General features: G+C 71.6%; 11 protein-coding genes. 6 read left to right on the forward strand and 5 right to left on the reverse strand.

Annotation, left to right across the window (positions count from 1 at the left end):
- Position 1 precedes the first annotated feature (1 nt).
- From BLU79_RS16600 to BLU79_RS16610, 3 genes are all read left to right on the forward strand, one after another.
- On the forward strand, positions 2 to 652 hold the full coding sequence (locus BLU79_RS16600; RefSeq protein WP_093906555.1) for an AIM24 family protein: 651 nt from the start codon (positions 2 to 4) through the stop codon (positions 650 to 652).
- Positions 649 to 1,446 carry an AIM24 family protein gene (locus BLU79_RS16605; protein WP_093906556.1) on the forward strand — a complete coding sequence of 266 codons (798 nt, stop codon included), beginning with the start codon at positions 649 to 651 and terminating at the stop codon, positions 1,444 to 1,446. The genes BLU79_RS16600 and BLU79_RS16605 overlap by 4 nt, the downstream gene beginning before the upstream one ends.
- A gap of 112 nt (positions 1,447 to 1,558) precedes the next feature.
- Positions 1,559 to 2,035: a MarR family winged helix-turn-helix transcriptional regulator gene (locus tag BLU79_RS16610; protein WP_093906557.1), complete on the forward strand. Its 477-nt coding sequence runs from the start codon at positions 1,559 to 1,561 to the stop codon at positions 2,033 to 2,035.
- An 18-nt stretch (positions 2,036 to 2,053) separates the two neighbouring features.
- On the opposite strand, the gene BLU79_RS16615 is transcribed toward BLU79_RS16610, so the two are convergent.
- The gene (locus BLU79_RS16615) at positions 2,054 to 3,487 is read right to left on the reverse strand and encodes a sensor histidine kinase (RefSeq protein ID WP_093906558.1); all 1,434 of its coding nucleotides are present in this window, start codon (positions 3,485 to 3,487) and stop codon (positions 2,054 to 2,056) included.
- On the reverse strand, positions 3,484 to 4,161 hold the full coding sequence (locus BLU79_RS16620; RefSeq protein WP_093906559.1) for a response regulator transcription factor: 678 nt from the start codon (positions 4,159 to 4,161) through the stop codon (positions 3,484 to 3,486). The genes BLU79_RS16615 and BLU79_RS16620 overlap by 4 nt, the downstream gene beginning before the upstream one ends.
- 140 nt (positions 4,162 to 4,301) lie before the next feature.
- On the opposite strand from BLU79_RS16620, the gene BLU79_RS16625 reads away from it, so the two are divergent.
- Complete coding sequence (locus BLU79_RS16625; RefSeq protein ID WP_093906560.1) at positions 4,302 to 4,952, forward strand: PepSY domain-containing protein; 651 nt, start codon at positions 4,302 to 4,304, stop codon at positions 4,950 to 4,952.
- A gap of 2 nt (positions 4,953 to 4,954) precedes the next feature.
- On the opposite strand, the gene BLU79_RS16630 is transcribed toward BLU79_RS16625, so the two are convergent.
- The 3 genes from BLU79_RS16630 to BLU79_RS16640 form a co-directional block, all read right to left on the reverse strand.
- On the reverse strand, positions 4,955 to 6,211 hold the full coding sequence (locus BLU79_RS16630; protein WP_093906561.1) for an MFS transporter: 1,257 nt from the start codon (positions 6,209 to 6,211) through the stop codon (positions 4,955 to 4,957).
- Between the two features lie 621 nt (positions 6,212 to 6,832).
- The gene (gene meaB / locus BLU79_RS16635; protein WP_093906562.1) at positions 6,833 to 7,789 is read right to left on the reverse strand and encodes a methylmalonyl Co-A mutase-associated GTPase MeaB; all 957 of its coding nucleotides are present in this window, start codon (positions 7,787 to 7,789) and stop codon (positions 6,833 to 6,835) included.
- 34 nt (positions 7,790 to 7,823) lie between these two features.
- Positions 7,824 to 9,026, reverse strand: coding sequence for an acetyl-CoA C-acetyltransferase (locus BLU79_RS16640; RefSeq protein ID WP_093906563.1), 1,203 nt, complete (start codon positions 9,024 to 9,026; stop codon positions 7,824 to 7,826).
- A gap of 149 nt (positions 9,027 to 9,175) precedes the next feature.
- Between BLU79_RS16640 and mce the strand changes: the two genes are divergently transcribed.
- Both mce and scy read left to right on the forward strand, forming a co-directional pair.
- Positions 9,176 to 9,616 carry a methylmalonyl-CoA epimerase gene (gene mce / locus BLU79_RS16645; RefSeq protein ID WP_093906564.1) on the forward strand — a complete coding sequence of 147 codons (441 nt, stop codon included), beginning with the start codon at positions 9,176 to 9,178 and terminating at the stop codon, positions 9,614 to 9,616.
- A 233-nt stretch (positions 9,617 to 9,849) separates the two neighbouring features.
- Entirely contained in the window at positions 9,850 to 13,698 is a 3,849-nt protein-coding gene (scy, locus tag BLU79_RS16650; protein ID WP_093906565.1) for a polarized growth protein Scy, read from the forward strand.
- The last annotated feature ends 80 nt before the right edge of the window (positions 13,699 to 13,778 follow it).

Consider the following 13,778-nt stretch of genomic DNA (forward strand, 5'->3'; position numbering starts at 1 on the left):
CATGGGCTTCCGCGAGATCAACTCCAAGATGATCGAGGCGACGGTCATGCCCGGTCAGCGGCTGTTCAGCCAGCGCGGCGCGATGCTCGCCTACAAGGGCGAGGTGTCCTTCACCCCCAACACGGCCGGCGGCCAGGGCGGGATCGTGTCGATGCTCGGGCGCCGGGTGGCGAACGAGGACACCCCGCTGATGACGGTCGAGGGCAGCGGCACCGTGCTCTTCGGGCACGGCGGCCATCACGTCCAGGTGATCAACCTCTCCGGCGACACCCTGTGCGTCGAGGCCGACCGCCTCCTCGCCTTCGAGGGCACGCTCCAACAGGGCACGATGTTCCTCGGCTCACAGGGCGGGGTCATGGGCATGGTCCGGGGGCAGGTCAGCGGGCAGGGACTGTTCACGACCACCCTCAAGGGACACGGGGCCGTGGCCGTCATGGCCCACGGCGGCGTCTTCGAGATCCCCATCACCCCGCAGCGCCCCGTCCACGTCGACCCCCAGGCCTACGTCGCCCACCACGGCGACGTACGCAACAAGCTCTCCACCGCGCTGGGCTGGCGGGACATGGTGGGCCGGGGCTCCGGCGAGGCCTTCCAGCTGGAGCTCAGCGGCAGCGGTGCGGTGTACGTCCAGGCGTCGGAGGAAAAGCTGTGAGCCACTACCCGGGTGCGGGTCCCACCGTGTACGACCCCATGACCCTGCCCTCCGACGACAACGTCAACGCCTACACCTTCTGCGTGGAGCTCAAGGGGAGCCAGTGGTTCCTGCAGAAGGGGAAGATGATCGCCTACTACGGCTCGATGGAGTTCAACGGCGTCGGGCACGGCCGACTCGACGGACTTGTCCGTACGTCCTTTCATTCGCCTCTGCACGCGAGCGACTGGGTCGTCGCGGCGGGCTCGGGCAAGATGCTGCTGGCCGACCGGGCCTTCGACGTCAATTCGTACGACCTCGAAGACGGCAACCTGACCATTCGCTCGGGCAACCTGCTCGCTTTTCAGCCAAGTCTCGCGCTCAAGCAATCGATCGTGCCGGGTTTTCTGACCCTCATCGGAACCGGAAAGTTCGTGGCCGCATCTAACGGTCCGGTGGTGTTCATGGAACCCCCGATCCGGGTGGACCCTCAGGCGCTCGTCGGCTGGGCCGACTGCCCCTCGCCGTGCCACCACTACGACCATGGCTACATGACCGGCGTTATGGGCGGTCTACGTGCACTGACGGGCCTCGGAGGGGCCTCCGGAGAGGAGCATCAGTTCGAGTTCGTCGGGGCCGGCACGGTGCTGCTCCAGTCGACCGAGACCCTCATGGCCGAGCAGGCCACGGGGGCGGTTCCGCCGGAACCCGGAGTGCCCGGTTCCGGCGGGTCGCACACAGGCCCTTCACAAGTGGCCGGGTCACCGCGCCTTCCCGGACAGCTGGGGGACCTCCAGCGTCGCTTCGGGCTGTGAGCGGTAGTCTGCGGAGTGTGACATCGAACGTGTGAGCACACAGGCTTCACGTAGGCGTGTCACAGAAAACCCTCACTAGTTCGCCTTTCAACTTCTTAGGTAGACTTCATTCATGGAGACCGAAACGGCCACGCGCTGGCTGACCGATGCGGAGCAGTGCGCCTGGCGCACCCACCTGGAGGTCAACAGGCTGTTGACGTACCAGCTCGAAAAAGACCTGCAGCCGTTCGGCCTGACAATGAACGACTACGAGATCCTGGTGAATCTCTCCGAGTCGGAAGACGTACGGATGCGGATGAGCGACCTCGCGTCGGCCACCCTCCAGTCCAAGAGCCGCCTCTCCCACCAGATCACCCGGATGGAGAACGCGAACCTGGTCCGGCGTGAGAACTGCGAGTCCGACCGCCGCGGGCTCTACGCGGTCCTCACCGACCACGGCATGGAGACGATGAAGAAGGTCGCGCCCCATCATGTGGCGTCTGTGCGGAGGCACTTCATCGACCTCATGGCCCCCGAGTCCCTGACAGAACTCGACAAGGGCCTCAAGCCGATCGCCGAGCACCTGCGCGGCCAGCGCGGACGCCCGTAATCCGGGCGGAACCGGCGCCTAGCAATCCCGAGGCAGGCGGAGTTCGAACAGGGCTCCGCCCGCCGGTGCCCGGCCCACGGTGAGCGTGCCCCCGTGCCGTACGGCGACGTCGCGGGCGATGGCCAGGCCCAGCCCGGCGCCGCCGTCGTCGCGGCTGCGGGCCTCGTCCAGCCGGACGAACCGCTCGAAGATCCGCTCCCGGTCGGCCTCGGCCACCCCGTCCCCGTCGTCGGCGACGGCCACGACGGCCCAGGCGTCCTCCCCGCGGACGGTCACGGAGACCGCCGAACGGGCATGCCGCTGGGCGTTGTCCAGCAGGTTGGTGAGCACCCGGCCCACCTGCCCCCGCGACCCGGCCACCTCCACGCCCTGCGCCTGAACCGTCACGTTCGCCCGTCCCTCGGCCTCCCGACGGGCCAGCGCCCCGAGGTCGAACCGCGTGTCACCGGGCCGCTCCCCCGCGTCCAGGCGGGCAAGGAGCAGCAGGTCGGCCGCGAGACCCTGCAGTCGTACGGTGTCCTCCACGGCACCGTCGAGGTCGAGCAACTCGGGGTGCGCGGCGCCGACTTCCAGCTGGGTGCGCAGGGAGGCGATCGGGCTGCGCAGCTCGTGGGAGGCGTCGGCGACGAACCGGCGCTGGCGCTCCACCGAGGTCTGCAGGGCGGCCAGCGTCTCGTTGGTGGTCAGGGCGAGCCTGGCCACCTCGTCGTGCGTGTCCGGCACCGGCACGCGGCGCGCGAGGTCTTCGGACGCCGTGATGGCGGCCATCTCGCTGCGGATGCCCTCGACCGGACGCAGGGCGCGCCGGGTGACCAGCCAGGTGACGCCGGCGACGACGGCGAGCAGCAGCGGGAAGCCGATCAGCATGACGGTCAGGGCGGTTCTGACGGCGCTCTGTTCGGCGGAGAGGGGGGCACCCGCGTACACCGTGAGCAGTCCCCGGCCCTCGACCTCGACATGGACGGCGGCGAAGCGGTAGTCGTCGGTCTCGCCGTCGAGCGTGGCGGTGCCGTTGGTGAAGGTGGTGTGCTCGCTGATCTCGCCCGGTTCGAGGGAGGAGGCCTCGTCCGAGTCGTCGGCGTCGTCGTCGGAGTCGCCGGAGTCGCCGGAGGTCGCCCCCTGCGACGGCTGCTGCCGCGGCCGCACCACGTCGGTGCCGGTTCCGCTGATCCGCTCCAGGTCCTCACTGGCCGCGAGCAGCTTGCCCTTCTCGTCGACGATCTGCACGGGTTCGTCGTTGTCCACCGACAGCGACTCGTCCGGCCGCTTGATCGCGACGTCCGTCGCGACGGCCCGTGCGGTGCGTTCCGCCTCCGTACCGGCCTGCCCGATCAGATTGGACCGCAGCGACAGCAGGACGGCGGTCCCGGCCGCGACCAGCGCCACCGCGACGACGAGGGTGGCGGCCAGCGTCGCCCGGGACCGGACGGAGCCGAACAGACGGCCGCTCATCGCGAGGCCTCCGCTCTCTCCAGCCGGTACCCGGCGCCCCGCACCGTCCGGATGAGCCCGGCGCGCAACTTGCGCCGCAGGGTGCTGACGTACACCTCGACGATGTTCGGATCGCCCTCGTACGCGAAGTCCCATACGTGCTCCAGGATCTCGGACTTGGACACCACCTCACCGGCCCGCAGCACGAGTTGCTCCAGGACCGAGAACTCCTTGGCGGTGAGGGTCACTTCGTCGTCGCCGAGGAAGACCCGGCGGGCGGCCGTGTCCACCTTCAGATCGCCATTGACGTGCACGGGAGAGGCCCCGGCACCCTGACCGCCGCGCCGCAGCAGCGCCTTGACGCGGGCCACGAGGACGACGTACGAGAACGGCTTGGTGAGGTAGTCGTCGGCGCCCGTGTCCAGCCCCTCTGCCTCGTCGTACTCGCCGTCCTTGGCGGTGAGCATCAGGATCGGCACCTCGTGGCCGGCGGCGCGCAGGGCGCCGCAGACCCGGTAGCCGTTCATGCCGGGCAGCATGATGTCGAGGATCACGAGGTCGTACGACCCCTCCGAGGCGCGGTAGAGCCCCTCGCGGCCGTCGTGGACGACGTCCACGGCGTATCCCTCGGCGGTCAGACCCTTGGCGAGCGACAGGGCCAGCCGCTTCTCGTCCTCCACGATCAACAGGCGCATGCGTAAAGGTTCGCAAAGCGAAGCTGAAGATCTCTTCAGGGGGCTTCAGGTTCCCCTCAGCGTCGGTTCGGCAGATTGGTTCCCGTCGAAACGAAGAGACACGAAACGACGCGAAGTCAAATGACTCGGGAGGAACCGGAATGAAGCGCAACATCGTCATCGCCACCGTCGCCGCCGCGGCCCTGATCGGAGGCGGCACCGTCGCGGCCTACGCGGCCGGTGGCGACGAGAGCGCGCCCACGAGCCGGCAGTCGAGCGTGCGGGTCGCCGACGACCGGGACGACAGCGCGGAGGACGCCGCCGAGGACCGGGCGGACGACACCGCCGACGACCGGGACGACGACGTCACCGAGATCCGTTCGGAGGCCGCCGCCAAGGTCACCGCCGCCGACGCCATCGCCGCCGCGCTGAAGCACACGCCGGGCACTGCCGTCTCCGCCGACCTGGACGACGACGCCTCGGGCGTCTGGGAGGTGAACGTCGTCAAGGGCGACGGCACCGACTACGACGTCCGGGTCGCCGCGGACAACGGCAAGGTCCTCGGCACCCAGCGCGACGCCGACGACGACAACGACGGCCGCGAGGACCTCGCCGCGCTGAAGGGCGCGCGCGTGGACGCCCGCGAGGCCGCGCAGGCCGCCGCCGCGAGGGGCGCCGTCACCGACGTCGACCTGGACGACGACGGTCCCGCCGCCTGGAGCGTGGAGACCCCGAAGGGCGAGTGGAAGGTCGACCTCAAGACGGGCAAGGTCACCCAGGACCAGGACGACCGCGACGGCGACGACGACTGACGTCAGCGCGCCACACGAGGGGTACGGGATGACCCGTACCCCTCTTTCGTCCCTCTCTCGCGTTCCGCTCCTCGCGCCACGGCCACCGCCGTCAGCAGCATCACGCCACCGGTCACGGCGAAGCACACCCCCGCCGGCAGCCGGCCGACGAGCACACCGGCCGCCGCGGCACCGGCCGTACTGCCCGCGTTGACGGCGGTGTTGACCCACGCCCCGGCCTGGACCCGGGCCACGGGCGCGGCGCTCTCGTCGGCGATGAGATACGCGGTGGTGATCAGCGGCGACACGAAGACGCCGGCGACCGCGACCGCCACGGCCAGGGTGCCCAGCCCCTGCGCCAGCCCGGCGCCGCACAACGCCAGCCCCAGTCCGGCCGCCTGCACGGCCAGCCGGGTCCCGGCGGAGGCCCGCCACGCGACGGCCCCGTTGAGCAGCCCGCCGACGGCGCTTCCGGCGGACAGGGCGGCGAGTACCCAGGCCGCCGCACTGCCACCGCCGTGACCGTGGCCCTCGGCGAAGGCCACGACCAACAGGTCGACGACACCCAGCGCGAGGCCGACCCCGGCGGCGGCGATCACCGGCCGCCCGAGCCCGCGCAGCACCCGCCGCACGCCCGCACGCGGCCCCGCCGCACGCCCGCCGGCCGGCACCGCCCGCACCACGGGCGACGACACGAACCCGGCGGTCCCCACGACCATGAGAGCCGCGCCGACGAGAACACCGACCGCCGGCGGAGCGAAGCCGACGAGCACGCCCACCAGCAACGGCCCCGAGACGAAGAGCAGTTCCTCCGCCACGGCGTCGAGGCTGTAGGCCCGCTGCATCAGCGCCCGCTCCGGGGCCAGCCGCCCCCACACCGCCCGCATGGTGGGCCCGAGCGGCGGAGTGCACGCCCCGGCGAGGGCGCCCGCGGCACCGAGAACGAACGGCGAGGCACCCGGCCGCCAGACAAGCACCGCCAGCAGCCCGAGCAGCAAGGTGTGGGCCGCGACCATCGGCACGAGCGCCCGGCGCGGCCCGCACCGGTCGATCAGGGCCGCCCTCGCGGGCGACAGGAAGACACTGGCACCGGAGAACAGCGCCATGACGATGCCCGCCACCGCGTACGACCCGGAGGCCCGGGTCACGGCGAGCATCACGGACAACGGGGCGATGCCGTACGACAGCCTGCCGAGCAGCGCGGCGGCGAAGGTACGGCGGGCATGGGGGATCCGGAGAACGGCGGCATACGAAGGCCGCACGACAGACGTGGAAGACACGGAGGTTCCTCGACTCGAGGCGGAAAAGGGAACGCGCGAGCACCGCGACGGCCCCGGCCGAGCGGCCGTTCACCGTGCGCGGGCAGGGCGTGCCCTATGCCAAGAGGAGGTACATGTGGATCAACCTAGCAGCGGGGAGCGGGTGTTGACGATGGCGCAGCGCCGGTTCCGCGAGCGCGTGAAGACCTGACCGCCGGACTGCTTGAAGCCCATCAGCGGGCGAGTCGACCGGTCAAGCGCAGCCACACGAAGGGACACCGCCGCTCCTGCCTGCCGCCCGGCCCCGGCCACACGAAGAGGCGCCGCCGCCCTTGCCCATCGCCCACCCGGACGCCCGACCGCGCGAGGGGACGGCCCAGCCCCTGCCGACCGGCAACCCGGTGCCCGCCGCGCAAAGGCACACCCCAGCCCCCACCCTTCGCCCACCCGAAGCCCACCACTCGAAGGGACGGCCCGGCCCCGGCCCGGCGCCCGCCCGGAGCCCACCGGACAAAGCCACACCCCTACCCCACTCGACGCCCGCGCCCAAGCCCACCCCCGCGAACGGAGCCGACCCGGCTGCGCCGCCGGCCCAGGGGCGGCGGTCGCGCGCGACGTGGACTCGATGTCGTGCAGGTCGGGTCAGGTCTCCGTCAGCCCTGTCACCAGTTCGTCCGCCGCCCGGTAGGGGTCCAGCTCGCCGGTGACGATCCGCTCCGCGAGGGCGTCGAGGCGGCGGTCGCCGTGGAGGTCTGCGATGCGTTCGCGCAACGCCGTCACGGCGATGGACTCCACCTCGCGGGAGGCGCGGGCGCGGCGGCGTTCGGCCAGGACTCCGTGCTCCTCCATCCAGGCGCGGTGCTTCTCCAGGGCTTCCAGCACCTCGTCGATGCCCTCGGCGCGTGCGGCGACCGTCTTGACGATGGGCGGGCGCCAGTCGCCGGGGCCGCGGGACTCGCCCAGGCCGAGCATGTGGTTGAGCTCGCGGGCGGTGGCGTCGGCGCCGTCACGGTCGGCCTTGTTGACGACGTACACGTCGCCGATCTCCAGGATGCCCGCCTTCGCCGCCTGGATGCCGTCGCCCATGCCGGGGGCGAGGAGGACGACGGAGGTGTCGGCCTGGGAGGCGATCTCGACCTCCGACTGGCCGACGCCGACCGTCTCGACCAGGATCACGTCACAGCCCGCCGCGTCCAGTACGCGGATCGCCTGCGGGGCGGCCCACGCGAGGCCGCCGAGGTGGCCGCGCGTCGCCATCGAGCGGATGTAGACGCCGGGGTCGGAGGCGTGGTCCGACATCCGGACGCGGTCGCCGAGCAGGGCGCCGCCCGAGAAGGGCGAGGACGGGTCGACGGCCAGGACGCCGACCCGCTTGCCCTGCTTGCGGTACGCGGTCACCAGGGCGGAGGTGGACGTCGACTTGCCCACCCCCGGGGAGCCCGTGAGGCCGACGACATACGCGTTGCCCGTCAGCGGGGCGAGCGCCGCCATGACCTCCCGCAGCTGCGGGGACGCCCCCTCCACCAGGGAGATCAGCCGGGCCACCGCCCTCGGCCTGCCCTCCCTGGCCTGGGCCACCAGCGTGGAGACGTCCTGCATCACAGCTCCGTTCCGAGAGTCACGTACAGCGGGTTCAGGCCTTGGGTACCCGCACGATCAGCGCGTCACCCTGCCCGCCGCCACCGCACAGCGCGGCCGCGCCGACCCCGCCGCCCCGCCGCTTCAGCTCCAGGGCCAGGTGCAGGACGAGACGCGCACCCGACATACCGATCGGATGGCCCAGGGCGATGGCTCCACCGTTGACGTTCACCTTTTCGGAGGACACCCCGAGGTCCTTCATTGACTGGACCGCGACGGCGGCGAAGGCCTCGTTGATCTCGATCAGGTCGAGGTCGGAGACCTCCAGGCCCTCCTTCTTCAGGGCGTGCAGGATGGCGTTGGACGGCTGGGACTGAAGGCTGTTGTCCGGGCCCGCCACGTTGCCGTGCGCCCCGATCTCGGCGATCCAGTCCAGGCCGAGCTCCTGCGCCTTGGCCTTGCTCATGACGACGACCGCGGCGGCACCGTCGGAGATCTGCGAGGACGAGCCCGCCGTGATGGTGCCCTCCTTGGAGAACGCCGGGCGCAGCTTGCCGAGCGACTCCGCGGTGGTGTCGCCGCGGATGCCCTCGTCCTTGCTGAAGAGGATCGGGTCGCCCTTGCGCTGCGGGATCTCGACCGGGGTGATCTCAGCCTCGAAGATGGCGTTCTTCTGCGCGGCGGCGGCCCGCTGGTGGGACAGGGCGGCGATCTCGTCCTGCTCGGGGCGCAGGATGCCGAGGCGGGTGTTGTGCTTCTCCGTCGACTCGCCCATGGCGATGTTCTCGAAGGCGTCGGTCAGACCGTCGTACGCCATCGCGTCGATCATCTGCACCGCGCCGTACTTGTAGCCCTCGCGGGACTTCGGCAGCAGGTGCGGGGCGTTGGTCATGGACTCCTGACCGCCCGCGACGATCACGTCGAACTCGCCGGCACGGATCAGCTGGTCCGCGAGGGCGATCGCGTCGAGGCCCGACAGACAGACCTTGTTGATGGTGAGCGCCGGGACGTTCATCGGGATGCCGGCCTTCACGGCCGCCTGGCGGGCCGGGATCTGGCCAGCGCCGGCCTGCAGCACCTGGCCCATGATCACGTACTGCACCTGGTCGCCACCGATCCCCGCACGGTCGAGGGCGGCCTTGATCGCGAAGCCGCCGAGGTCGGCTCCGGAGAAGGACTTCAGCGAGCCGAGCAGCCGCCCCATCGGGGTGCGGGCACCCGCGACGATCACGGACGTCGTGCCGTTTCCAGAAGACATGAGGTGCGATCCCCTTCCAGCTTGGACAGCCGAGGAGTGAACGAGGGTTTACTTCGAATGTACTGAGTGGCACTCCGTGCCGTCACCGGGCCGTCAGTGTGATCGCGCGCACGTTGCGTAACCACCTCCGTGGCGCTCCACTGAACAACATGCTGACGCGAATCGACCACATCGGAATCGCTTGTTTCGATCTCGACAAGACCGTCGAGTTCTATCGGGCCACATACGGCTTCGAGGTGTTCCACTCCGAGGTCAACGAGGAGCAGGGCGTCCGCGAGGCCATGCTCAAGATCAACGAAACCTCCGACGGCGGTGCCTCCTACCTGCAACTTCTCGAACCCACGCGCCCGGACTCGACCGTCGCGAAGTGGCTCGACAAGAACGGCGAAGGCGTCCATCACATCGCTTTCGGTACGGCAGATGTCGACGGGGACGCCGCCGACATCAAGGACAAGGGCGTACGCGTTCTGTACGAAGAGCCCCGACGCGGCTCCATGGGGTCACGAATCACCTTCCTGCACCCAAAGGATTGCCACGGCGTACTGACAGAACTGGTCACTTCGGCGCCTGTTGAGTCACCTGAGCACTGACCCTCGTACATATGGGCCGGTAGGGTTGGGGGCGGTCGCCGCTCACTCCAGGGTGACCCGGCCCCTCCGTCCTGACGGTGGGACCGTCCGGGGTCCGGGTTTCGGGGGACGAGGGTGGGGCAACAGCCCGTGCTCCGCCGTTGATCTGACACCATTCCCCGGGGGCTCCGTTCGGCGGATGGACGGTGCTCGTATGGAGAGACTTGCGACCAGGGGACGGATGGGACCGCGCAGTGCGGGGCTACGAACGCCAGGAGCGAGAGCCGGCGGCTGACGTCGACCACCTCTCTCGGTTCGAGGCCGAGATGGATCGGCTGAAGACCGAGCGGGAAAAGGCGATCCAGCACGCCGAGGACCTCGGCTACCAGGTCGAGGTGCTGCGCGCCAAGTTGCACGAGGCGCGGCGCACCATCATGTCCCGACCGGCCTTCGACGGCGGTGACATCGGCTATCAGGCCGAACAGCTGCTGCGGAATGCCCAGGTCCAGGCGGACCAGCTGCGCCAGGAGGCGGAGCGGGAGCTCAGCCAGGCCCGGGCGCAGACCCAGCGGATCCTCCAGGAGCACGCGGAGAACGCGGCGCGTCTGCAGGCCGAGCTGCACCAGGAGGCGGTGACCCGCCGGCAGCAGCTGGACCAGGAGCTGGCCGAGCGACGGCAGACCGTCGAGTCGCACGTCAACGAGAACGTGGCGTGGGCGGAGCAGCTGCGCGCCCGCAGCGAGTCGCAGGCCCGCCGACTCCTCGACGAGTCGCGTGCCGAGGCCGAGCAGGCCATGTCGGCCGCGCGTGCCGAGGCCGAGCGGCTCACCGGCGAGGCCCGGCAGCGCCTCACGGGCGCGGCCGAGGAGGCCCGCGCCGAGGCCGAGCAGATCCTGCTCCGGGCCCGTACGGACGCCGAGCGGCTGCTGAACGCCGCGTCCACCCAGGCCCAGGAGGCCACCGACCACGCGGAGCAGCTGCGCACCTCCACCGTCTCGGAGTCGGACTCCGCCCGCCGCCAGGCGCAGGAGCTGAGCCGCGCCGCCGAGCAGCGCATGACGGAGGCCGAGGAGGCGCTGCGCAAGGCGCAGTCCGAGGCCGAGAAGCTGGTCGCCGAGGCCACGACGGCCGCCGAGAAGGCGCTCTCCAGTGCCGAGTCGGCCAACGAGCAGCGCATGCGTACGGCGAAGGAGCAGGTCGCCCGTCTGGTCAGCGAGGCCACCAAGGAGGCCGAGACCACCAAGTCGGACGCCGAGCAGGTCGTCGCCGACGCGCGCGCCGAGGCCGAGAAGATCGTCGCCGAGGCCGGCGAGAAGGCCCGCACGATCACCGCCGAGGAGAGCGCGACCCAGCTGTCGAAGGCGGCCAAGACCGCCGAGGACGTCCTCAACAAGGCGCAGGAGGACGCGCAGAACACCACCAAGGCCGCCGCCGAGGAGGCCGAGCGGATCCGCACGGAGGCCGAGGCCGAGGCGGACCGGCTGCGCGCCGAGGCGCACGACATCGCCGAGCAGCTCAAGGGCTCGGCGAAGGACGACACCAAGGAGTACCGCGCCAAGACGGTCGAGCTGCAGGAGGAGGCCCGCCGGCTGCGCGGCGAGGCCGAGCAGCTGCGCTCGGACGCGGTCGCCGAGGGCGAGAAGATCCGCGCGGAGGCCCGCAAGGAGGCCGTCCAGCAGATCGAGGAGGCGGCCAAGACCGCCGAGGAGCTGCTCTCCAAGGCCCGGCAGGACGCGGACGAGCTGCGCCAGAAGGCCACCACGGACAGCGAGAAGGTCCGCACCGAGGCCATCGAGCGCGCGACGACGCTGCGCCGCCAGGCCGAGGAGACCCTCCAGCGCACCCGCCAGGAGGCCGAGCGGCACCGCGAGGAGGTCGTCGAGCAGGCCGAGGGCATCAAGGCCGACGCCGAGCGCGCCGCCCTCGAACTGCGCGAGGAGACCGAACGCGGCGTCGAGGCCCGCCGCGCGGAGGCGGCCGAGGAGCTGACCCGGCTGCACACCGACGCCGAGCAGCGGCTCGCGGCGGCCGAGGAGGCGCTCACCGACGCCCGCGAGGAGGCCGCCCGCATCCGGCGCGAGGCCGCCGAGGAGACCGAGCGGCTGCGCACCGAGGCCGCCGAGCGGATCCGCACCCTGCAGCAGCAGGCCGAGGAGGAGGCCGACCGGCTGCGCACCGAGGCCGCCTCGGACGCGTCCGCGTCCCGTGCCGAGGGCGAGGCCATCGCCGTACGCCTGCGGTCGGAGGCCGCGGCCGAGGCCGAGCGGCTGAAGTCGGAGGCCCAGGACACCGCCGACCGGGTCCGTGCGGAGGCGCAGGCCGCCGCCGAGCGGCTCGGCACCGAGGCGTCCGAGACGCTGGCCGCCGCCCAGGAGGAGGCCGCCCGGCGTCGCCGCGAGGCCGAGGAACTCCTCGGCTCCGCCCGCCAGGAGGCGGACCAGGAGCGTGAGCGGGCCCGCGAGCAGAGCGAGGAGCTGCTGGCCTCCGCCCGGAAGCGGGTGGAGGACGCGCAGGCCGAGGCGGTGCGGCTGGTCGAGGAGGCCGACCGGCGCGCCACCGAGATGGTGTCGGCGGCCGAGCAGCACGCCCAGCAGGTCCGGGACTCCGTGTCCGGGCTGCACGAGCAGGCCCAGGAGGAGATCTCCGGGCTGCGCAACGCGGCCGAGCACGCGGCGGACCGTACCCGTCGGGAGGCCCAGGAGGAGGCGGACCGGGTCCGCTCCGACGCCTACGCCGAGCGGGAGCGGGCCAGCGAGGACGCGGGCCGCATCCGGCGCGAGGCGAACGAGGAGTCCCAGGCCGCCAAGTCGCTCGCCGAGCGCACCGTCGGGGAGGCGATCGCCGAGGCGGAGAGGCTGCGGTCGGACGCCGCCGAGCACGCCCAGCGGGTGCGTACGGAGGCGTCGGAGGCCACCGCCGAGGCCGAGCAGACCGCGTCGCGCACCCGGGCGGACGCCCGCGAGGACGCCAACCGGATCCGTTCGGACGCGGCGACGCAGGCCGACACCCTGATCACCGAGGCGCGTTCCGAGGCGGAGCGGCTCCAGTCGGAGACGATCGCCGAGGCCGACCGGGTGCGGACCGACGCGCTCGCCAAGGCGGAGAAGCTGGTCGGGGACGCCACGTCGGACGCGGAGCGGCTGCGTGCCGAGGCCGCGGAGACGGTCGGGTCGGCGCAGCAGCACGCCGAGCGGGTCCGCAGCGACTCCGAGCGGGTCAAGGCGGAGGCCGCCGCGGAGGCCGAGCGACTGGTGACCGCCGCGCGCGAGGAGGCCGAGCGCACCCTCGACGAGGCCCGCAAGGACGCGGGCAAGCGCCGCCAGGACGTGGCCGAGCAGGTCGACAAGCTCATCACCGAGACCACGGCCGAGGCCGACAAGCTGCTCACCGAGGCACAGCAGCAGGCCCACAAGACGACCGCGGACGCCGAGGGACAGGCCGACACGATGGTGGGCGCCGCCCGCACCGAGGCCGAACGCCTCGTCTCCGAGGCGACGGTCGAGGGCAACTCCCTGGTGGAGAAGGCCCGTACGGACGCGGACGAGCTGCTCGTCGGCGCCCGCCGGGACTCCACCTCGATCAGGGAGCGGGCGGAGGAGCACCGCGACCGCGTCACGAGCGAGGTCGAGGAGCTGCACGACCGGGCCCGCCGGGAGATCTCCGAGACGATGAAGTCGACCGGCGACCGCTGCGACGCGCTCATCAAGGCCGCCGAGGAGCAGATGGCCAAGGCGCAGGCGAAGGCCAAGGAGCTGGTGTCGGAGGCCAACTCCGAGGCCGGCAAGGTCCGTATCGCCGCCGTCAAGAAGGCCGAGGGTCTGCTGAAGGAGGCCGAGCAGAAGCGGTCCACGCTGATCCGGGAGGCCGAGGAGCTCAAGGCCGAGGCGATCCGCGAGGCCCGGCGCACGGTCGAGGAGGGCAAGCGCGAGCTGGAGGTCCTGGTGCGGCGCCGCGAGGACATCAACGCCGAGATCTCGCGTGTCCAGGACGTCCTGGAGGCGTTGGAATCCTTCGAGGCACCATCCGGCGGCAAGGACGGAGGGGTCAAGGCCGGTGCGACGGTGGGCGCCCCCCGATCGGGTGGCAAGTCGCCGGACAGCTAGCCAAGAGACCGGACTGCGGTGTTTTCTGGGGCCTTTGACCAGATCTTTGGCAAGTAGTCCTGAGGTTAGCCACCCAAAAG

It is taken from the genome of Streptomyces sp. cf386 (assembly GCF_900103585.1).
In the GTDB taxonomy this organism is placed as follows: domain Bacteria; phylum Actinomycetota; class Actinomycetes; order Streptomycetales; family Streptomycetaceae; genus Streptomyces.